This is a genomic window from Kluyvera fluvialis (genome assembly GCF_059725275.1).
Window position 1 is genome coordinate 1590707 of sequence record NZ_AP046142.1, and the last position, 18623, is coordinate 1609329.

21 protein-coding genes are annotated in these 18623 nt (G+C 53.0%); 11 read left to right on the forward strand and 10 right to left on the reverse strand.

Annotated elements, in window-relative coordinates:
• The first annotated feature begins 249 nt into the window (after positions 1 to 249).
• From argT to hisP, 5 genes are all read left to right on the forward strand, one after another.
• A complete protein-coding gene (gene argT / locus AC6I4B_RS07655) occupies positions 250 to 1032 on the forward strand; it encodes a lysine/arginine/ornithine ABC transporter substrate-binding protein ArgT (protein WP_497770745.1) in 783 nt (260 codons plus the stop codon).
• Positions 1033 to 1255: 223 nt separating this feature from the next.
• On the forward strand, positions 1256 to 2038 hold the full coding sequence (gene hisJ, locus AC6I4B_RS07660; protein WP_497770747.1) for a histidine ABC transporter substrate-binding protein HisJ: 783 nt from the start codon (positions 1256 to 1258) through the stop codon (positions 2036 to 2038).
• Between the two features lie 65 nt (positions 2039 to 2103).
• Complete coding sequence (locus tag AC6I4B_RS07665; RefSeq protein ID WP_497770749.1) at positions 2104 to 2790, forward strand: histidine ABC transporter permease HisQ; 687 nt, start codon at positions 2104 to 2106, stop codon at positions 2788 to 2790.
• Positions 2787 to 3503 (forward strand): ABC transporter permease, encoded by a 717-nt coding sequence (locus tag AC6I4B_RS07670; RefSeq protein ID WP_497770751.1) that lies wholly within the window; start codon positions 2787 to 2789, stop codon positions 3501 to 3503. Before AC6I4B_RS07665 ends, AC6I4B_RS07670 begins: the two co-directional genes overlap by 4 nt.
• A 7-nt stretch (positions 3504 to 3510) precedes the next feature.
• The gene (hisP, locus tag AC6I4B_RS07675; protein ID WP_497772057.1) at positions 3511 to 4284 is read left to right on the forward strand and encodes a histidine ABC transporter ATP-binding protein HisP; all 774 of its coding nucleotides are present in this window, start codon (positions 3511 to 3513) and stop codon (positions 4282 to 4284) included.
• Between the two features lie 13 nt (positions 4285 to 4297).
• Here hisP and AC6I4B_RS07680 read toward each other — a convergent pair whose 3' ends face one another.
• From AC6I4B_RS07680 to AC6I4B_RS07705, 6 genes are all read right to left on the reverse strand, one after another.
• Positions 4298 to 4810 carry a GNAT family N-acetyltransferase gene (locus tag AC6I4B_RS07680; RefSeq protein ID WP_497770753.1) on the reverse strand — a complete coding sequence of 171 codons (513 nt, stop codon included), beginning with the start codon at positions 4808 to 4810 and terminating at the stop codon, positions 4298 to 4300.
• A gap of 66 nt (positions 4811 to 4876) precedes the next feature.
• Positions 4877 to 5434 (reverse strand): DNA-binding protein, encoded by a 558-nt coding sequence (locus tag AC6I4B_RS07685; protein WP_497770754.1) that lies wholly within the window; start codon positions 5432 to 5434, stop codon positions 4877 to 4879.
• 20 nt (positions 5435 to 5454) lie between these two features.
• Positions 5455 to 5682 (reverse strand): hypothetical protein, encoded by a 228-nt coding sequence (locus AC6I4B_RS07690; protein ID WP_497770756.1) that lies wholly within the window; start codon positions 5680 to 5682, stop codon positions 5455 to 5457.
• 219 nt (positions 5683 to 5901) lie between these two features.
• The gene (locus AC6I4B_RS07695) at positions 5902 to 6804 is read right to left on the reverse strand and encodes a TIGR01777 family oxidoreductase (protein WP_497770758.1); all 903 of its coding nucleotides are present in this window, start codon (positions 6802 to 6804) and stop codon (positions 5902 to 5904) included.
• 20 nt (positions 6805 to 6824) lie between these two features.
• Positions 6825 to 7187 (reverse strand): dihydroneopterin triphosphate 2'-epimerase, encoded by a 363-nt coding sequence (folX, locus tag AC6I4B_RS07700; RefSeq protein ID WP_497770760.1) that lies wholly within the window; start codon positions 7185 to 7187, stop codon positions 6825 to 6827.
• A 54-nt stretch (positions 7188 to 7241) separates the two neighbouring features.
• Complete coding sequence (locus tag AC6I4B_RS07705; RefSeq protein WP_497770761.1) at positions 7242 to 7400, reverse strand: hypothetical protein; 159 nt, start codon at positions 7398 to 7400, stop codon at positions 7242 to 7244.
• A 131-nt stretch (positions 7401 to 7531) separates the two neighbouring features.
• On the opposite strand from AC6I4B_RS07705, the gene yfcF reads away from it, so the two are divergent.
• Genes yfcF through yfcD form a run of 3 tightly spaced genes read left to right on the forward strand, consistent with a single transcriptional unit; the run spans position 7532 to position 9386 of the window.
• Positions 7532 to 8176, forward strand: coding sequence for a glutathione transferase (gene yfcF, locus AC6I4B_RS07710; protein ID WP_497770763.1), 645 nt, complete (start codon positions 7532 to 7534; stop codon positions 8174 to 8176).
• Between the two features lie 57 nt (positions 8177 to 8233).
• A complete protein-coding gene (gene yfcE, locus AC6I4B_RS07715) occupies positions 8234 to 8785 on the forward strand; it encodes a phosphodiesterase (protein WP_497770764.1) in 552 nt (183 codons plus the stop codon).
• A 55-nt stretch (positions 8786 to 8840) separates the two neighbouring features.
• Positions 8841 to 9386, forward strand: coding sequence for an NUDIX hydrolase YfcD (yfcD, locus tag AC6I4B_RS07720; RefSeq protein ID WP_497770765.1), 546 nt, complete (start codon positions 8841 to 8843; stop codon positions 9384 to 9386).
• 96 nt (positions 9387 to 9482) lie between these two features.
• Here the strand turns inward: yfcD and pta are convergent, their stop codons facing one another.
• Positions 9483 to 11627: a phosphate acetyltransferase gene (pta, locus tag AC6I4B_RS07725; protein ID WP_497770767.1), complete on the reverse strand. Its 2145-nt coding sequence runs from the start codon at positions 11625 to 11627 to the stop codon at positions 9483 to 9485.
• 76 nt (positions 11628 to 11703) lie between these two features.
• The gene (gene ackA, locus AC6I4B_RS07730) at positions 11704 to 12906 is read right to left on the reverse strand and encodes an acetate kinase (RefSeq protein ID WP_497770769.1); all 1203 of its coding nucleotides are present in this window, start codon (positions 12904 to 12906) and stop codon (positions 11704 to 11706) included.
• A gap of 440 nt (positions 12907 to 13346) precedes the next feature.
• Between ackA and yfbV the strand changes: the two genes are divergently transcribed.
• The 3 genes from yfbV to AC6I4B_RS07745 all read left to right on the forward strand — a co-directional run bounded on the left by yfbV (position 13347) and on the right by AC6I4B_RS07745 (position 16426).
• Positions 13347 to 13802, forward strand: a complete 456-nt coding sequence (gene yfbV, locus AC6I4B_RS07735) for a terminus macrodomain insulation protein YfbV (RefSeq protein ID WP_497770771.1) — start codon at positions 13347 to 13349, stop codon at positions 13800 to 13802.
• 81 nt (positions 13803 to 13883) lie between these two features.
• Positions 13884 to 14378 carry a YfbU family protein gene (locus tag AC6I4B_RS07740; protein WP_497770773.1) on the forward strand — a complete coding sequence of 165 codons (495 nt, stop codon included), beginning with the start codon at positions 13884 to 13886 and terminating at the stop codon, positions 14376 to 14378.
• A gap of 215 nt (positions 14379 to 14593) precedes the next feature.
• On the forward strand, positions 14594 to 16426 hold the full coding sequence (locus AC6I4B_RS07745) for an SLC13 family permease (RefSeq protein WP_497770775.1): 1833 nt from the start codon (positions 14594 to 14596) through the stop codon (positions 16424 to 16426).
• A gap of 149 nt (positions 16427 to 16575) precedes the next feature.
• On the opposite strand, the gene yfbR is transcribed toward AC6I4B_RS07745, so the two are convergent.
• Positions 16576 to 17175 (reverse strand): 5'-deoxynucleotidase, encoded by a 600-nt coding sequence (gene yfbR / locus AC6I4B_RS07750; RefSeq protein WP_497770776.1) that lies wholly within the window; start codon positions 17173 to 17175, stop codon positions 16576 to 16578.
• An 82-nt stretch (positions 17176 to 17257) separates the two neighbouring features.
• Entirely contained in the window at positions 17258 to 18475 is a 1218-nt protein-coding gene (gene alaA / locus AC6I4B_RS07755) for an alanine transaminase AlaA (RefSeq protein ID WP_497770778.1), read from the reverse strand.
• Positions 18476 to 18623 lie beyond the last annotated feature (148 nt).

The window sequence follows — 18623 nt, forward strand, 5'->3', positions numbered from 1 at the left end:
CCTGTTACAGGGCAAATCTGTAATACCGATCAAATCCTCGCTATTTAATTTCCCCAATGACGTTTTTGTGCTCGATTTATACGCTACGGCTGATATCTTTCGCTGTGGTTACCTTTTATTATCTTTTTGTTAACATATTTAACGCCGCTGAATAATGCGACAGTAAAAATGGCACAGAAGATGCAGTAAAGGTTTGCCAACACAACACTCAATAGCCGTTAACGACATCACGATTTAATAGGGGAAAGTATGAAGACGACCGTTCTGGCTCTCTCTTTGCTGCTGGGTTTCAGCAGCGCTTCCAGCGTGTTTGCCGCGCTGCCGCAGAGTATTCGTATCGGCACTGATACCACCTATGCGCCATTCTCATCGAAAGATGCCAAAGGTAATTTCATCGGCTTTGATATCGATTTAGGCAATGAGATGTGTCAACGCGCGCACCTCAAATGTACCTGGGTTGGCAGTGATTTTGATGCGCTGATCCCGTCGTTAAAAGCGAAGAAAATCGACGCGATTATCTCCTCGCTGTCGATTACGGAAAAACGCCAGCAGGAAATCGCCTTCTCCAACAAGCTGTATGCTGCGGATTCTCGCCTGATTGCGGCAAAAGGTTCGCCCATCAAGCCAACGCTGGAGGCACTGAAGGGCAAGCATATCGGTGTGCTGCAAGGCTCAACGCAGGAAGCCTATGCCAATGAAAACTGGCGCAGCAAAGGCGTGGATGTTGTGGCGTATCAGAATCAGGACTTGATCTACTCCGATATGGCTGCCGGGCGTCTGGACGCCGCATTCCAGGATGAAGTGGCTGCCAGCGAAGGCTTCCTCAAACAGCCTGCCGGGAAAGATTTTGATTTCGCCGGGCCGTCGGTGAAAGACAAAAAATTCTTTGGCGATGGTACTGGCGTCGGCTTGCGTAAAGATGACGTTGAGCTGAAAGCCGCGCTGGATAAAGCGCTGGCAGAGCTGCGTGCTGACGGCACGTACGACAAGATGGCGAAGCGGTATTTTAACTTTAACGTCTACGGCGACTAACTACGCAGAACGTATCATTGTAGTGCATGGTTTTTGACCCTGCACTACGGTGGTGCGCGCATTGCTCCAATGTAGCGCGCAATTGCATAATTAAGCGTTTTCAGTGAGAAAAAAGCCATTTGTCAGGGCGGAATGCTTTGCCTTGATGGGCGAAAAAATGGCACGATAACTGCTCAGATAATTTCTAAAAACCCACAAGAATTACGGTCTGTTAAGGATAATTATGAAAAAACTGGCGTTGTCTTTTTCTCTGGTCGTTGCGCTTGCTTCTGCATCAAGCGCGTTTGCAGCAATTCCGCAAAAAGTGCGCATTGGTACTGACCCAACGTATGCTCCGTTCGAGTCGAAAAATGCACAGGGTGAATTAGTGGGTTTTGATATTGAGCTGGCAAAAGAGCTGTGTAAGCGCATCCAGACACAATGTATCTTCGTGGAAAACCCGCTGGACGCCCTGATCCCTTCGCTAAAAGCAAAAAAAATCGATGCCATTATGTCGTCGCTGTCGATAACTGAAAAACGCCAGCAGGAAATCGCCTTTACCGACAAACTGTACGCCGCAGACTCCCGTCTGGTGGTGAAAAAAGGCTCCCCGATTACGCCAAACCTCGACACGCTGAAAGGCAAGCGAGTGGGCGTATTGCAGGGGACGACGCAGGAAACCTACGGCAATGAGCACTGGGCGGCGAAAGGTATTGAAATTGTCTCCTACCAGGGGCAGGACAATATCTATTCTGACCTGACCGCAGGGCGCATTGACGCTGCATTCCAGGATGAAGTGGCGGCGAGTGAAGGCTTCCTGAAACAGCCTATCGGCAAAGATTACCAATTCGGCGGCCCGTCGATTAAAGACGAGAAGCTGTTTGGCGTGGGCACTGGCATGGGCCTGCGTAAAGACGATACCGAACTGCGTGAGGCGTTGAATAAAGCGTTTGCTGAAATGCGCGCCGACGGCACGTACGACAAGCTGGCGAAAAAGTATTTCGATTTTAACGTTTACGGCGAGTAATCATCACCAGTATCCCATCGCGTCGGCGTGGCTGAGGCGATGGGCGTAAAAACAGGGTTGGCGGTATGCTGCACGGGTTTTCACAGGTTATATTTCAAGGTGCGGTCGTGACCCTGGAGCTGGCTCTCAGCTCTGTGGTTTTGGCGGTGCTGATTGGTTTAGTGGGCGCGGGGGCAAAACTTTCCCCTAATCGTTTTCTGGCGCTTATTTTTGAAGGCTACACGACGCTGATTCGCGGCGTACCGGACTTAGTGCTGATGCTGCTCATTTTTTACGGGCTGCAAATGGCGCTTAACGTCCTGACCGATTCTCTTGGGCTTACGCAGTTTGATATTGACCCGATGATGGCCGGGATTATCACGCTGGGCTTTATTTATGGGGCCTATTTTACCGAAACATTCCGTGGTGCATTTATGGCCGTGCCGCGTGGGCATATTGAAGCGGCTACGGCGTTTGGTTTTACGCGCGGGCAAACCTTCCGCCGCATTCTGTTTCCCGCCATGATGCGCTATGCGCTGCCGGGCATTGGCAACAACTGGCAGGTGATTTTAAAAGCCACCGCGCTGGTGTCGCTACTGGGGCTGGAAGATGTGGTCAAAGCCACCCAGCTTGCGGGCAAAAGCACCTGGGAGCCGTTCTACTTCGCCATCGTCTGTGGGGCGATTTACCTGCTATTTACCACCGTTTCTAATGGCGTATTGCTGCTGCTCGAACGCCGCTATTCCGTAGGCGTAAAGAGGGCTGACCTGTGATTGAAATCATTCAAGAATACTGGAAAGCGCTACTGTGGACAGACGGCTACCGTTTTACCGGCGTGGCTATCACTTTATGGCTGCTGGTGCTGTCGGTGGTGATGGGCGGCGTGATGGCGCTCTTTTTGGCTATCGCGCGTGTCTCTGGCAATCCCTACATTAAATTTCCGGTCTGGCTGTTTACCTATATTTTTCGTGGTACGCCGCTGTATGTGCAGTTGCTGGTGTTTTACTCCGGCATGTATACGCTTGAAATCGTCAAGGGCACGGAACTGCTGAATGCCTTTTTCCGCAGCGGCCTGAACTGCACGGTGCTGGCGTTAACGCTCAATACCTGTGCGTACACCACCGAGATTTTTGCCGGAGCGATTCGCGCGGTTCCGGCGGGAGAAATTGAGGCGGCACGGGCTTATGGCTTCTCGCCGTTTAAATTGTATCGCTGCATTATTTTGCCGTCGGCGCTTCGCATTGCGCTGCCGGCTTACAGCAATGAAGTGATTTTAATGCTGAACTCGACTGCGCTGGCCTTCACCGCCACCGTGCCGGACTTGCTGAAAATTGCCCGCGATATTAACTCCGCAACCTATCAGCCGTTTACCGCCTTCGGCATTGCGGCTGTGCTTTATTTGATTATCTCTTATGTGCTGATTCGCCTGTTCCGCAAAGCGGAAAAACGCTGGCTTCAGCATGTGAAACCGTCTTCTACGCACTGAGAACATGATGGCTGATAAAAAACTAAACGTAATTGACCTGCACAAACGCTACGGTGAGCATGAGGTGCTGAAGGGCGTGTCACTCCAGGCCAATGCTGGCGATGTGATAAGCATTATCGGTTCGTCTGGCTCGGGTAAAAGCACATTTCTGCGCTGCATTAACTTCCTCGAAAAACCGAGTGAAGGGACGATTATTGTCAACGGGCAGAACATTGGCCTGGTGCGTGATAGCGATGGGCAACTGAAAGTGGCGGATAAAAATCAGCTACGCCTGCTGCGTACTCGCTTAACGATGGTGTTCCAGCACTTCAACCTCTGGAGCCATATGACGGTGCTGGAGAACGTGATGGAAGCGCCTATTCAGGTGCTGGGCTTGAGCAAGCAAGAGGCCCGTGACCGCGCGATGAAATATCTCGCCAAAGTGGGCATTGACGAGCGTCAGCAGGGGAAATATCCGGTGCATTTGTCCGGTGGGCAGCAGCAGCGCGTGTCGATTGCTCGCGCTTTAGCGATGGAACCGGAAGTGTTGCTGTTTGATGAGCCAACTTCCGCGCTTGATCCTGAGCTGGTGGGCGAGGTGCTGCGGATCATGCAGCAACTGGCGGAAGAGGGGAAAACGATGGTGGTGGTGACGCATGAAATGGGCTTTGCCCGCCATGTCTCTTCCCACGTGATTTTCCTGCATCAGGGGAAAATTGAAGAAGAAGGTCACCCGGATGAGGTCTTTGGTCAACCGAAAAGCCCACGCCTACAACAGTTTCTTAGCGGAGCGCTCAAGTAAATATTACCCGCCCTTATGGATGCGTAAGGGCGTTTTCCCGCCGATAAACCCAATCATCGTAGTACACGCCGTCTATCTGATAGGCTTTTTCCAGCACTTGGGTGCGCGTAAAGCCGTGTTTTTCCAGCAGCCGCGCCGAGCTGTGATTATCGCCTAAAACCCATGCATTGATGGCCCATAGCGACAGTTGGTTAAATCCATACTCGCAGATAGCGCCAAGCGCTTCACTGGCGAATCCCTTCCCCTGCGCCTGTGGCAGCAACGCGTAACCGACGTCGGCTTCATGCGGGTTTTTACTGCTCACCCGCAGGCCAATGTCGCCAAGTGCAGTACCGTGTTGATCACGCAGAACGAAAATACCAGCTTCCTCGCAGCGCAGCCTGAATACCGCGCGCAGCGCCGCCTCATCAAGGATCTCCCCCATAAAACGCATCACCTCGCGGTTCTGCCGTAACTGGAGGAAAAAAGGCCAATCGCGTTCATTAAACGGCGAAAGCCGTAGCCGAGGAGTGGTGAGTGTAACCATAAAGTCTGCCGTAGTACGAAGTCAGTTGGCCTACCTTAGCACCACAAAAAGCGTAATAACATGGTGTTAGCGCTTATTGGCTGCTATATGGCTTAGCTGCTGGACGTAGTGCATAACGGTATTGCGCTCCTGAGAGGCGCGCAGCTGTAGCGCCAGATTAAGGCTATCCAACGTTTGGGCATGGGCGACCAGGGGGGATTGGCGGTCTATGCGGCCTTCTGCAACCAGCCAATCGACGACGGTTTTCCAGCGCCAAAGTGGCGAACTTCCTTTCACCCGTTGAATTGGCCCAGGAAATTGACCGGCTCCGCGCGCGCCATCTTTGAGCAGCGAAATAGCCTGGCGGGAAACTCCGGAAAGTTCAGCGATATCGCTAAGGCCGACCAGCGTGGAGTCTACGGATTCGACGCGCGCATTTAGCGACGGGGCGGATTCAATATCCTGGATGGCGGATAAAATGGCCTGCTCCAACGTGTCGCCGTCGCGGTCAAAATCGAGATACACCGCTGTGCCGTAAAAGCAAATTAACGCATCGTCGCAGTGGGCGGCGTACAGGGATTCTTCTAATTGTGGGGTATGTCGCGTAACGCCTGAAAGCGTCAGCGTGAAATTAAATAATGGCATTGCCTTGCCTCTCGTGGTTATCAATGGACACGCGTACAGCGATCAACCATGCGCATAATTTGCCGTGCGTGGTTGACAGGCACTGCGGGCGTTGACCAGATACTCATCATATGTTCGCGGGGATCTGCCGTTGCGCATTTCAGCCGCCCAAAACAGTGAGCACTTTTACCGCCGTCAATAAACAGCCACCCGCGCTTCAGCGCGTAATGAATGGCGGCTCGGATATGTTTATCTGGATGTTCCTTCATCAATGTGTCCCGTGGAGTATTCGCCGTTTGTTGACGGTTGTCAACATGCCGTTTGCGCCCATCGCGCTGCGGGGGGTTATGACAAAATTAACGGTGGGACGTTGGAAGCCGCTTCACGTTTAACATGAAGATGGGGCTGCGTGATGATTGAAATGCGAGCAGGGTTCCAGCTATGAGTGGGGGAAGGGCCAGCGGAAGTCTGGCCCTGAAGCGCTGCGCTTAACTCCGTGCGCCAAGAATATCCGCAAGCGCGTCTTCCAGATCGTACCAGCGGAAGGCAAAACCAGCGGCTTCAAGCCGTTTGGGTAGCGCTCGCTGGCCGCCAAGCACCAGTACCGATGACTCCCCCATCAGCAGGCGGATTGCCATTGCGGGGACGCGTAAAATCGCCGGGCGATTCAGCGCGTGTCCCAACGCGTGGGAGAACTGCTCGTTGCGCACGGGGTAAGGCGAGACAAGATTAAACGGCCCGCGCAGGTCGTTATCCAGCAGCCACAAAATCGCATTGAGCATATCGTCGATATGAATCCACGCCAGATACTGCCGACCACTGCCGATAGGCCCTCCGAGGCCGAGCTTAAACGGCGGTAGCATTTTCGCCAAAATGCCGCCCTGTGGCGCGAGTACTACGCCTGTGCGCAACAGGCAGACGCGGGTGCGGGGGCTTTGCGCCGTGCTGGCGATTTGCTCCCAGCGGGCGCACAGCTTGTGGGTAAACTCGTTGTGCGGCGGCTCTTCTTCCGTGACCACCACCTCTCCGAGATCGCCGTAATAACCGGTTGCTGAGCCGGAAATCAGTACCGCAGGCGGCGTGTCGCTGGCCTGAATCAGCTCGCTTAGCCGTTGGGTCATTATCCAGCGGCTGTCGCACAGCTTCTGTTTTTGCTGCGGCGTCCAGCGTTTGTCGGCAATCGGCTCACCCGCGAGGTTAATCACGGCGTCGAAACCGTCGAGAGAGGAAACATGCTGGAGCCCAGACCACAGCTCGATGTTGTCGCCGAGCGTCTGGCGCGCCTTCTCCACCGAGCGAGTGACCACGCAAATCGTGTGCCCGAGCGCCTGTAAACGCGGAATTAAGTGGCGGCCAATCAGCCCAGTACCGCCGGTTAGCAGAATTCTCATGCGACCTCCCACAGGGGCGCTTAGCGTTGCCAGCTCAAGGAAATAGACACCGAGTCGGCATAGCGCAGCGCGTGAAGTTTATCGACCTCAACTTCAGCATAGGTGACCCAATGATGTTCACGTGCGATATCGAGCACATCCTGCGTTAATTTTTCCAGCAAAGAGAAACGGTTATTCTCTACGTGCTGAATAATGCTTTTTGTGATGGTGCGATAGTTCAGCGCATCGTTAATGTCTTCGCTGTTGCGCGCTTTGTCTGCCGGATAGCGAATTTCAATATTGATAACCACATCCTGGCGGTTAGCGATCTCTTCGTCCTTAATGCCGATAAACGTGCGCAGGCGTAAATTTTTAATGCGGATAACCGCGTTGGACTGAGACATTGCAGGTATTCTCCTTAATTATTGTTGTCCAGGTCATCATACACTAAAGCATCTTCAGCGCGGCAGCGTGCGACGGGTATTCCGTTCGTGCGCCAGTTCAATAAACGAATACGTGGCGGTGTCTGGGATAGTACAGCCGTAGGCCGCCACGTTGATGATAAACTTTTGCTGGCGGCGTTCCCACTGCCAGCGATATATCTCACCGTGTGACATGCGTATGCAAAATCCTCATGTTGTCGGCCAGTGACATCGCCGAATAGACAGGCTATGTTGGCTGTTCTGTCAGAGGGACGCGGGGGCCGTGCCCCTCATTCGTGTATTTCTAGCCTGTGATTGAGGTCGCTATGAGCCAGCCTGTGATAACGCTTTGGTCTGATTCCTATTTTTTCTCGCCTTATGTGATGTCCGTCTATGTTGCTCTCCAGGAAAAAGGGCTGCCGTTCACGCTCAACACGGTCAATTTGAGCCTTGGTGAGCATTTACAGTCAGGCTGGAAAGGTTACGGCACAACCCGCCGTGTGCCGTTGATCGAGGTTGACGGCTTTGTCCTTGGCGAATCCTCCGCCATTACCGAATACCTCGATGAACAGTTTGCGCCGCCACAATGGGAGCGGTTGTACCCTCATGATAAGCAAAAACGCGCGCTTGCCCGCCAGGTTCAGGCGTGGCTACGCAGTGATTTAATGCCTATTCGTGAGGAGCGTTCGACCGCAGTCATTTTCGCCGCCGAGAAAAAAGCACCTTTGAGTGAAGCAGGCCGCCAAAGCGCGGCTAAACTGTTTGACACCGCCAGTACACTTCTCTCCCACGGCAAGCAGAATTTGTTTGGTGAATGGTGTATTGCCGATACCGATTTGGCGTTAATGCTTAACCGTCTGGTGCTGCATGGCGATGATGTACCAGAACCGCTTGCTGACTATGCCACTTTTCAGTGGCAGCGGGCGTCGGTTCAGCGTTATGTGGCGCTTTCGGCCAAACGTGCAGGCTGAAAAAAGTGATGTAATCCATTATGATAATGAGGGCTTATCATTGTGGGGATTTGACTAATGAAACTGATGTTTGCATCGGATATTCACGGATCTTTACCCGCTACCGAGCGCGTACTGAGGCTGTTTGCTGAAAGTGGCGCTCGCTGGCTGGTTATTCTGGGCGACGTGCTCAATCATGGGCCGCGTAATGCACTACCGGAAGGCTACGCTCCTGCACAGGTTGCCGAGCGGCTGAATGCGGTCGCCGAGCGTATCATTGCCGTTCGTGGCAACTGCGATAGCGAAGTGGATCAGATGCTGTTGCAGTTTCCTATCACCGCGCCCTGGCAGCAGGTGCTCACCGAGCATCAGCGCTTGTTTCTGACCCACGGGCATCTTTATAGCCCCAATAATCTCCCGCCGTTGGCTTCTGGCGATGTGCTGGTTTATGGTCATACGCACCTGCCGGTTGCAGAAAAACACGGTGAGATATTCTTATTTAATCCGGGTTCGGTTAGCATTCCTAAAGGCGGTTTTGCTGCCAGCTATGGGCTGCTTGACGGGAGTAAACTGCAAGTTTTGGCACTCAATGATCAACAGGTTATTGCAGAGGTTGCTATTAACCCGTAAGTTACCCATCAACATAAAACGCGCCGTAAGAGCGCTTTCAATTTAAGGTTTTCGGATGGTCGAGCAGAATCATTTGGCAAGCACGGAATGGGTCGATATTGTCAACGAAGACAATGAGGTCATCGCACAAGCGAGCCGTGAACAAATGCGCGCGCAGTGCCTGCGTCACCGGGCGACCTATATCGTAGTTCACGATGGTATGGGCAAAATCCTGGTACAGCGTCGCACGGAGACAAAAGACTACCAGCCGGGGATGCTGGATGCCACCGCAGGCGGTGTTGTTCAAGCTGATGAACCGTTGCTGGATTCCGCCCGTCGCGAGGCAGAAGAAGAGTTAGGGATCGCCGGCGTACCGTTCGCCGACCACGGTCAGTTCTATTTTGAAGATAAGAATTGCCGCGTCTGGGGAAGCCTGTTTAGCTGTGTTTCCCACGGGCCGTTTGCCCTACAGGAAGAAGAGGTGAGCGAGGTGTGCTGGCTGACGCCGGAAGAGATAACCGCCCGCTGCGATGAGTTTACCGATGATTCGCTGAAAGCCCTGGCGCTGTGGATGACCCGCAACGCGAAAAATGAATCTCAGACTGTGGAAGAAGCCGAGTAATTTCGCGCTAAATCGCAGGCATAAAAAAATCCGGAACGGTTTCCCGTTGCCGGATTTTTTTTACCTTAACCGCCCGCACAAAGGGCGGTCAGAGGCTTAGCCCTGCTGGGAAGACTGAATCGCAGTCAGTGCGATGGTGTAGACGATATCGTCAACCAGAGCACCACGAGACAGGTCGTTCACCGGCTTGCGCATACCTTGCAGCATCGGCCCGATGGAGATCAGGTCGGCAGAACGCTGTACCGCTTTGTAGGTGGTGTTACCGGTGTTCAAGTCTGGGAAGATGAACACGGTAGCGCGACCAGCAACCGGAGAGTTCGGCGCTTTAGATTTTGCAACATCAGCCATAACGGCGGCGTCGTATTGCAGCGGGCCGTCGATCATCAGGTCAGGGCGTTTTTCCTGAGCCAGACGAGTCGCTTCGCGAACTTTCTCAACATCGCTACCTGCACCAGAAGTGCCGGTGGAGTAGGAAAGCATCGCTACGCGTGGCTCGATACCGAAAGCAATCGCAGAGTCAGCAGACTGGATAGCGATTTCTGCCAGTTGTTCAGCGGTTGGATCTGGGTTGATCGCGCAGTCGCCGTAAACGTAAACCTGTTCTGGCAGCAGCATGAAGAACACAGAAGAGACCAGCGAGCTGCCTGGTGCTGTTTTGATCAACTGTAACGGTGGACGGATGGTGTTCGCTGTGGTGTGAACCGCACCGGATACCAGACCGTCAACTTCGTCCTGCTCCAGCATCAGAGTACCGAGAACCACGTTGTCTTCCAGCTGTTCGCGGGCGACGGTTTCGGTCATGCCTTTGCTCTTACGCAGTTCGACCAGGCGAGCAACGTAGCTTTCGCGAACCACTTCTGGGTCAACGATTTCGATGCCAGCGCCGAGTTCAACACCCTGAGCGGCAGCAACGCGGTTGATTTCGTCTGGGTTGCCCAGCAGTACGCAAGTAGCGATACCACGTTCAGCACAGATAGCGGCAGCTTTAACGGTACGCGGTTCGTCGCCTTCTGGCAGAACAACGCGTTTGCCCGCTTTACGCGCCAGCTCGGTCAGCTGGTAGCGGAATGCTGGCGGAGACAGACGACGGCTACGCTCGGAGGTCGCGGTCAGAGATTCAATCCAGTCAGCCTGGATGTAGTTAGCCACGTATTCCTGAACTTTCTCGATGCGCTCGTGGTCGTCAACCGGAACTTCCAGGTTGAAACTTTGCAGGCTCAGAGAGGTCTGCCAGGTGTTGGTGTTCACCATGAATACTGGCAGGCCGGTTGCGAATGCACGTTCGCACAGTTTGCTGATGCGCGCGTCCATTTCGTAGCCACCGGTCAGAACCAGTGCACCGATTTCAACGCCGTTCATCGCGGCCAGGCAAGCGGCAACCAGCACGTCAGGACGGTCTGCGGAAGTGACCAGCAGAGAACCTGGACGGAAGTGTTCCAGCATGTGCGGAATGCTGCGCGCACAGAAGGTAACAGATTTAACGCGGCGGGTTTTGATGTCGCCTTCGTTGATAATGGTTGCGTTCAGGTGACGCGCCATGTCGATAGCGCGAGTCGCGATCAGATCAAAGCTCCACGGGATCGCGCCCAGAACCGGCAGAGAGCTGGTGTTGCTCAGCTGAGCTGGGTCGATTTTAACTACTTTCGCGGTGGAGGAGTCGTCGAATATCTCAGACAGGTCTGGGCGAGTACGGCCCTGCTCATCAACCGGTGCGTTCAGTTTGTTAACGATAACGCCGGTGATGCTGGTGTTTTTCGCGCCGCCAAAGCTGTTGCGAGTCAGTTCGATACGCTCGTTCAGCTGTTCTTGCGTGTCAGTGCCCTGAGACATAACAAACACGATTTCCGCATTCAGCGTTTTCGCGATTTCGTAGTTCAGAGACTGCGCGAACTGGTGTTTACGGGTTGGGACCAGGCCTTCAACCAGCACAACTTCCGCATCTTTGGTGTTTTCGTGGTAGTTGGCGATGATCTCTTCCATCAGCACATCTTTCTGATTGCTGGAAAGCAGGCCTTCTACGTGGCTCATCTTCAGCGGTTCAGCCGCGGTAGTGGTCGATGAGTTAGCACGAACGATGGTGGTAGTCTGGTCTGGCTCATCGCCACCGGAGCGCGGCTGAGCGATTGGCTTAAAGACGCTCAGACGAACGCCTTTGCGTTCCATAGCACGGATTACGCCGAGGCTGACGCTGGTCAGGCCGACGCTGGTTCCGGTAGGGATCAGCATAATAGTACGGGACACGGTTTATCCTCTTTCGTTACCGCCAGTTTCAGGCGGGATACAAAACAGCACCGCCAGCTAGGCTGGCGGTGTGATATTAAGCAGTCAGACGGTTGGCGTCTTGTGCAATGACCAGTTCTTCGTTGGTCGGGATAACGATGGCAGGACGGGTGCCTTCTTTGTTGATGAAGCCAGACTTGCCGAAGCGGGCAGCCAGGTTACGTTCGTGATCAACTTCGAAGCCCAGAACGCCCAGTTTACCCAGGGACAGTTCACGCACCATTGCGGCGTTTTCACCGATACCACCGGTGAAGATAACGGCGTCCAGACGACCATCCATCAGCGCAGTGTAAGAGCCGATGTATTTCGCCAGGCGGTGGCAGTAAACGTCCATTGCACGTTTAGCGTCTTCTTTTTCTTTGTAGTTGTCTTCTACATAACGGCAGTCGCTGGTGACTTCGGTCAGACCCAGCAGGCCGGACTCTTTGGTCAGCATCTTGTTGATCTGGTCGATGCTCATGCCCAGAGTGTCATGCAGATGGAAAATGATTGCCGGATCGATATCGCCAGAGCGAGTACCCATGACCAGGCCTTCCAGTGGGGTCAGACCCATAGAAGTGTCTACGCATTTACCGTTACGGATAGCGGAAACGGAACCACCGTTGCCCAGGTGGCAAGTGATGATGTTCAGTTCTTCAACCGGTTTGTTCAGCACTTTTGCCGCTTCTTGAGTTACATAGAAGTGGCTGGTGCCGTGCGCGCCGTAGCGACGGATGCCGTGCTCTTTGTACAGGCTGTACGGCAGGGCATAGAGGTAAGACTCTTCCGGCATGGTCTGATGGAACGCGGTGTCAAACACAGCAACGTTCTTGTCTTTCAGCTGCGGGAAAGATTTCAGCGCTTCAGCAATACCGATCAGGTGAGCTGGGTTATGCAGTGGAGCGAAAGACGCGGAGTCTTTGATACCCTGAATAACAGATTCGTCGATAACAACGGAGCTGGTGTACTTCTCGCCGCCGTGTACGATACGATGGCCGATAGCGGTCAGCTGTGCGGACAGTTCTGGTTTTTGTGCCAGAATAGTATTAACGATGAAGTTCAGCGCTTCACTGTGAGCGGCACCTGCACCTAAAGCAGCTTCTTGTTTACCGCCGTCCATTTTCCATTTGATACGTGCTTCCGGAAGATGGAAACATTCGGCTAAACCAGAGAGGTATTCTTCACCGTTAGTGGCATCGATGATGGCAAATTTCAGTGAGGAGCTACCGCAGTTCAGAACCAGTACTAACTTACTCGACATGGAAGTACCTATTTATGATACGTGGCTAAAAAAACGTCAATGAGTCATAAAGCGTAGCGCAGGATGACACCGACATTTATGATTAACATCATGCCCAGAACACTTTTCAGGCATGATCTAAGAAATACATATTGATTCTAAGTCATTTTGCATATTTTTCAGCCAATGGCAGAATATGCGATAATTTGATATGCCGGAGGGATTTCCCCTATGGACTTCAAGCTGTCGGCTGAAGATAAATCAGCGTTTTGTAGCTGGGGCTAACGAAGGTAGCCAACGCACCTACAACTTGAAAGACGACGGGTATAGAATCGGGTTATCTCAGGCTGGCACAGAATACCTGATTGCAGGAGCTATGCCAAAATTTTTTGAACGTTGTCATACCCAGTTGTTGTTTTGCAAAAATATTTTAATCTTTATAAAAGAAGTTGAGGTAAGCCATGTCAACTCCCGAGCAGCGCCCGGTCAGTTTTTTCAGTTTGTTTAGCCGGGGGCAGTATTACGCAAAGACGTGGCCATTAGAGAAACGTCTTGCACTGGTGTTTGTTGAAAACCGGGTTATCCGCGCGACGCGTCACGCGATTCGTTTTATGCCGCCGCTGGCGATTTTCACCCTCTGCTGGCAGATAGCCCTGGGCGGCCAGCTAGGGCCAGCCGTGGCTACCGCGCTGTTTGCGCTCAGTTTACCGATGCAAGGATTATGGTGGCTGGGCAAGCGCTCCGTCACGCCGTTACCGCCTTCTACGCTACAGTGGTTTCATGAAGTGCGCGGGAAATTACAAGAGGCCGGGCAGGCATTAGCCCCCGTTGAAGGGAAGCCAGATTATCAAGCGTTGGCTGACACGCTTAAGCGCGCCTTCAAACAACTGGATAAAACTTTCCTTGATGATTTGTAATTGACCATCAAAAACGCATATAAAAGAAGACACATTTATTGTGTCTTTTTTTATGCCTTAAAGCGCAACAGGAGTCGAAAAATGGAAATGACCCATGCTCAACGTCTGATTTTGTCTAATCAGTACAAGATGATGACTATGCTTGATCCCGACAACGCTGAGCGCTACCGCCGCCTGCAAACTATCATTGAACGCGGTTATGGTTTGCAGATGCGCGAACTGGACAGAGAATTTGGCGAGCTGAAAGAGGAGACTTGCCGAATCATCATCGACATCATGGAGATGTACCACGCGCTGCATGTGTCGTGGACAAACCTGAAAGACGCCGACACCATCGACGAACGTCGCGTCACCTTCCTCGGCTTTGACGCCGCCACCGAAGCTCGCTTCCTGGGGTACGTGCGCTTTATGGTTAATGTTGAAGGCCGCTACACCCATTTCGACGCCGGTACTCACGGCTTCAACGCACAAACGCCAATGTGGGATAAATACCAGCGGATGCTGAATGTATGGCACGGCTGCCCACGTCAGTATCACCTCAGCAGCAACGAAATTAACCAAATTATCAACGCATAAGGAGAATTTGCCGTGCGCTGTGAAAGTTTCCTGTTGGATTTGGAGGGCGCGCTGGAAGCACTACGCATTGATAAATTGCCTGACGCTTTGGTGAACGTCACGCACAATGCATGATCTTATGATTTAGCCCCTCATCGTTGGGGCTTTTTTCTGCCACTATGATTAACACCTTTTAACTGAAGATCTTACCGCTTATTTGATAACAAGGATGTGCTGTGAACGGTGAATTGATTTGGGTGCTCTGTTTGTTAGCGATTGCGGTGGTGCTGTTTGCTACCGGTAAAGTGCGCATGGATGCTATCGCGTTGGGCATTATTGTGGCGTTTGTCCTCAGTGGCACGCTGACACTCAGTGAAGCGTTTTCCGGTTTTAGCGACCCCAACGTAATTTTGATTGCCGCGCTATTTATTATCGGCGATGGGCTGGTGCGTACCGGTGTGGCAACCAAAATGGGGGCCTGGCTGGTGCAGGTAGCAGGGAATAGCGAAACCAAAATGCTGGTTTTCCTGATGCTCACGGTGGCTGGGCTGGGGGCGTTTATGAGCTCGACTGGGGTCGTCGCTATTTTTATCCCAGTGGTGCTGAGCGTGTCGATGCGCATGAATACCTCCCCCTCGCGTTTAATGATGCCGCTCAGTTTTGCTGGCCTTATCAGCGGCATGATGACGCTGGTGGCAACACCGCCGAACCTGGTGATTAACAGTGAACTCATTCGTGAAGGGCTGGAAGGTTTTGGCTTCTTTAGCGTCACGCCTATTGGCCTTGTGGTGCTGGTGCTAGGCATTTTTTACATGCTTATCATGCGCTTTATGCTTAAGGGTGATGAAAATGGTCTGCCGCGCGATGGTCGCAAGCGCAGTACCTTCCGCGACCTGATTAAAGACTACCGCTTAACTGGCCGTGCGCGCCGCCTCGCTATTCGCCCTGGTTCACCGATGATTGGTCAACGCCTTGATGACATGAAGCTGCGCGAGCGTTACGGCGCCAACATTATTGGTGTGGAGCGCTGGCGTCGTTTTCGCCGGGTGATCGTCAATGTGAACGGGGTTTCGGAATTCCGTGCGCGCGATGTGCTGTTAATTGATATGTCGGCGGCGGATGTCGATTTACGTCAGTTCTGCGGCGAGCAGATGCTGGAGCCGATGATACTGCGCGGCGAGTATTTTTCTGACCAGGCGCTGGATGTGGGGATGGCGGAAGTCTCGCTGATCCCAGAATCTGAACTGCTGGGGAAAACGGTGCGCGAAATGGGCTTTCGTACCCGTTATGGCCTCAACGTGGTGGGGCTTAAACGTGACGGTCAGGCGCTGGACGGTTCGGTAGTTGATGAGCCGCTTCAACTGGGTGATATCGTGCTGGTGGTGGGCAACTGGAAGCTGATTAGTCAACTGGGGCAAAATGGCCGCGACTTTGTGGTGCTCAATTTGCCGGAGGAGGTCAGTGACGCGTCACCGGCGCACAGCCAAGCGCCACATGCGATTTTCTGCCTGGTGCTGATGGTGGCATTGATGCTAACCGATGAAATTCCTAATCCGATTGCCGCGATTATCGCCTGTCTGCTGATGGGCAAATTCCGCTGTATTGACGCGCAGAGTGCGTATAAGTCTATTCACTGGCCGAGCATTATTTTGATTGTCGGCATGATGCCGTTCGCGCTGGCGTTGCAAAAAACCGGCGGGGTGGATCTGGTGGTCAAAGGGCTGATGGAAGTGGGCGGTGGGCAGGGGCCATACTTGATGCTGGGTTGCCTGTTTGTGATGTGTGCGGCTATTGGGCTGTTTATTTCGAACACCGCCACGGCAGTATTGATGGCGCCGATTGCGCTGGCGACGGCACAATCTATGGGCGTGTCGCCTTATCCGTTTGCCATGGTGGTGGCGATGGCGGCTTCCGCAGCCTTCATGACCCCAGTTTCTTCGCCAGTTAACACGCTGGTGTTGGGGCCAGGGAAATACAGCTTTAGCGATTTTATCAAAATCGGCGTGCCGTTTACGCTGATGGTGATGGTGGTATGCGTAGTGCTGATTCCGATTCTGTTCCCGTTCTGATACCCATTGCCGGATGGCGGCTTCGCCTTATCCGGCCTACAAATCTGTGTAGGCCTGATAAGCGCAGCGCCATCAGGCTTAGTAGTCGATGCGGTATTGTGAGATGGTAGGCCTGATAAGCGCAGCGCCATCAGGCATTAAGGGGGAGGCTACAGCGGTGAATCTGGACTGATTTCGTCCAGTGACAAATGGAAGCTCGGCACAAATACCGCCATAAAATAATCCATCTCGTCGCTGCGGCGTTCTGCCAGGGTCTTCTCAAGACGCCCCTTCGCCAGCAGGAATTCGTTATTGCCTGCCGACAATTCTTCCAGGCATTTCAGGTACGCGCATAATGCGTCGGCCTGCTTCACAATCGCTCTTTCCTCGTCGCTGCTTTGGTGCTCATCGATCAGCGGCGCAAAAATATCATGTAGTTCTTCCGGCACCATATCGAGCAGTTTCTGCTGGGCGATTTTCTCAATCGCTTTGTATTCCTGGGCTATCTGCGAATTGAAATACTTCACGGGCGTAGGGAGATCGCCGGTAAGCACTTCAGAGGCGTCGTGATACATCGCCAGCAGTGCAATTCGCTCGGCATTTACCTGACCATTGAATTTACGATTCTTAATCGCTGCAAGCGCGTGGGCGACCATCGCAACCTGGAGACTGTGTTCAGAGACGTTTTCGGTGCGCACATTGCGCATCAGCGGCCAACGATTGATTAACTTCAGGCGGGAGAGGTGGGCAAAAAAATGACTCTGATTCATAACAACCCTTACTCAGTGACTTCAGTAAAGGCATTGTGCGCAGAGATGGCCGCCGGATGCAAATCCAGCGACCAGGCAGGTATTACAACTGACGATAGCCAGACAGGAAGCGACCAAAACGCGTAATGGCCATTTCCAAATCGTCTTCACGCGGTAACGTTACGATACGCACGTGATCCGGCCACGGCCAGTTGAATGCTGTACCCTGAACCAGCAGCACTTTCTCCTGAAGCAGGAAATCCAGCACCATTTTCTGGTCGTCATGGATGTTAAAGCGCTTAGCGTCGATTTTGGGGAACATGTACAGCGCGCCCTGCGGTTTCACACAGGAAACACCAGGGATCTCATTGATAAGCTCCCACGCGCGGTTACGCTGTTCATAAAGACGGCCGCCAGGGGTGATAAATTCGCTGATGCTCTGATAGCCGCCCAGCGCAGTCTGAATGGCATGTTGCGCCGGAACGTTGGCGCAAAGGCGCATAGAGGCGAGCATTTCCAGCCCTTCAATATAGCCCTTAGCGTGTTTTTTCGGTCCGTTAAGTACCATCCAGCCCTGACGGAAACCGGCAACGCGATAGGTTTTGGACAAGCCGTTAAAGGTCACGGTCAGCAGATCGGGAGCCAGTGCGGCGATCGAGTGGTGCTGAGCGGCATCGTAGAGGATCTTGTCGTAAATTTCGTCGGCGAAGATAATCAGGTTATGTTCGCGAGCGATTTCCACTATCTCCTGCAACAGCTCTTTTGAGTAGACTGCGCCGGTCGGGTTATTCGGGTTGATGATAACAATGCCGCGAGTCCGTGGAGTGATTTTCGCGCGGATATCGTCAAGGTCAGGGAACCAGCCAGCAGATTCATCGCACAGATAATGCACCGCCTTGCCGCTGGAGAGGGAAACGGCAGCCGTCCACAGCGGATAGTCTGGGGCGGGTACCAGCATTTCATCGCCGCTGTTCAGCAACGCCTGCATCGCTTGCACGATAAGCTCAGAAACGCCGTTGCCGATATAAATATCTTCTACCGTAACATCGCGCATACCGCGCGCCTGGTAGTGCTGCATAATCGCTTTACGCGCGGAGTACAGGCCTTTGGAGTCGCAGTAGCCTTGCGCAGTGGGCAGGTTGCGAATCACATCAACCAGAATTTCATCCGGCGCGTCAAACCCGAAAGGGGCGGGGTTACCGATATTGAGCTTAAGAACCTTATTGCCTTCTTCTTCAAGGCGCTTGGCCTCTTTGAGAACAGGGCCACGAATGTCGTAACAAACGTTGTCTAACTTGCTGGATTTTTCGATGGGGGACATGAATCTTTGACCTTTTTAGCTGTTATCGCCACTCCCTGCCGTGGAAGTCAGCACCGAACAATGTACTCCCCATCCCCGTGGTTTTGAAGGGTTAACAGGAGAAGATTTCGTACATCTCATCTTGTTGGTGCATTGTTTTTTACTGCCA

Bases quoted from the DNA above. Each gene is read 5' to 3' on its own strand.
- yfcF (WP_497770763.1), top strand. From the start codon at position 7,532: ATGAGCCAGCCTGTGATAACGCTTTGGTCTGATTCCTATTTTTTCTCG.
- hisJ (WP_497770747.1), top strand. From the start codon at position 1,256: ATGAAAAAACTGGCGTTGTCTTTTTCTCTGGTCGTTGCGCTTGCTTCT.
- hisP (WP_497772057.1), top strand. From the start codon at position 3,511: ATGGCTGATAAAAAACTAAACGTAATTGACCTGCACAAACGCTACGGT.
- AC6I4B_RS07690 (WP_497770756.1), bottom strand. From the start codon at position 5,682: ATGAAGGAACATCCAGATAAACATATCCGAGCCGCCATTCATTACGCG.
- argT (WP_497770745.1), top strand. From the start codon at position 250: ATGAAGACGACCGTTCTGGCTCTCTCTTTGCTGCTGGGTTTCAGCAGC.
- folX (WP_497770760.1), bottom strand. From the start codon at position 7,187: ATGTCTCAGTCCAACGCGGTTATCCGCATTAAAAATTTACGCCTGCGC.
- yfcD (WP_497770765.1), top strand. From the start codon at position 8,841: ATGGTCGAGCAGAATCATTTGGCAAGCACGGAATGGGTCGATATTGTC.
- AC6I4B_RS07740 (WP_497770773.1), top strand. From the start codon at position 13,884: ATGGAAATGACCCATGCTCAACGTCTGATTTTGTCTAATCAGTACAAG.
- yfbR (WP_497770776.1), bottom strand. From the start codon at position 17,175: ATGAATCAGAGTCATTTTTTTGCCCACCTCTCCCGCCTGAAGTTAATC.
- alaA (WP_497770778.1), bottom strand. From the start codon at position 18,475: ATGTCCCCCATCGAAAAATCCAGCAAGTTAGACAACGTTTGTTACGAC.
- AC6I4B_RS07685 (WP_497770754.1), bottom strand. From the start codon at position 5,434: ATGCCATTATTTAATTTCACGCTGACGCTTTCAGGCGTTACGCGACAT.
- yfbV (WP_497770771.1), top strand. From the start codon at position 13,347: ATGTCAACTCCCGAGCAGCGCCCGGTCAGTTTTTTCAGTTTGTTTAGC.
- AC6I4B_RS07680 (WP_497770753.1), bottom strand. From the start codon at position 4,810: ATGGTTACACTCACCACTCCTCGGCTACGGCTTTCGCCGTTTAATGAA.
- ackA (WP_497770769.1), bottom strand. From the start codon at position 12,906: ATGTCGAGTAAGTTAGTACTGGTTCTGAACTGCGGTAGCTCCTCACTG.
- yfcE (WP_497770764.1), top strand. From the start codon at position 8,234: ATGAAACTGATGTTTGCATCGGATATTCACGGATCTTTACCCGCTACC.
- AC6I4B_RS07695 (WP_497770758.1), bottom strand. From the start codon at position 6,804: ATGAGAATTCTGCTAACCGGCGGTACTGGGCTGATTGGCCGCCACTTA.
- AC6I4B_RS07665 (WP_497770749.1), top strand. From the start codon at position 2,104: ATGCTGCACGGGTTTTCACAGGTTATATTTCAAGGTGCGGTCGTGACC.
- AC6I4B_RS07705 (WP_497770761.1), bottom strand. From the start codon at position 7,400: ATGTCACACGGTGAGATATATCGCTGGCAGTGGGAACGCCGCCAGCAA.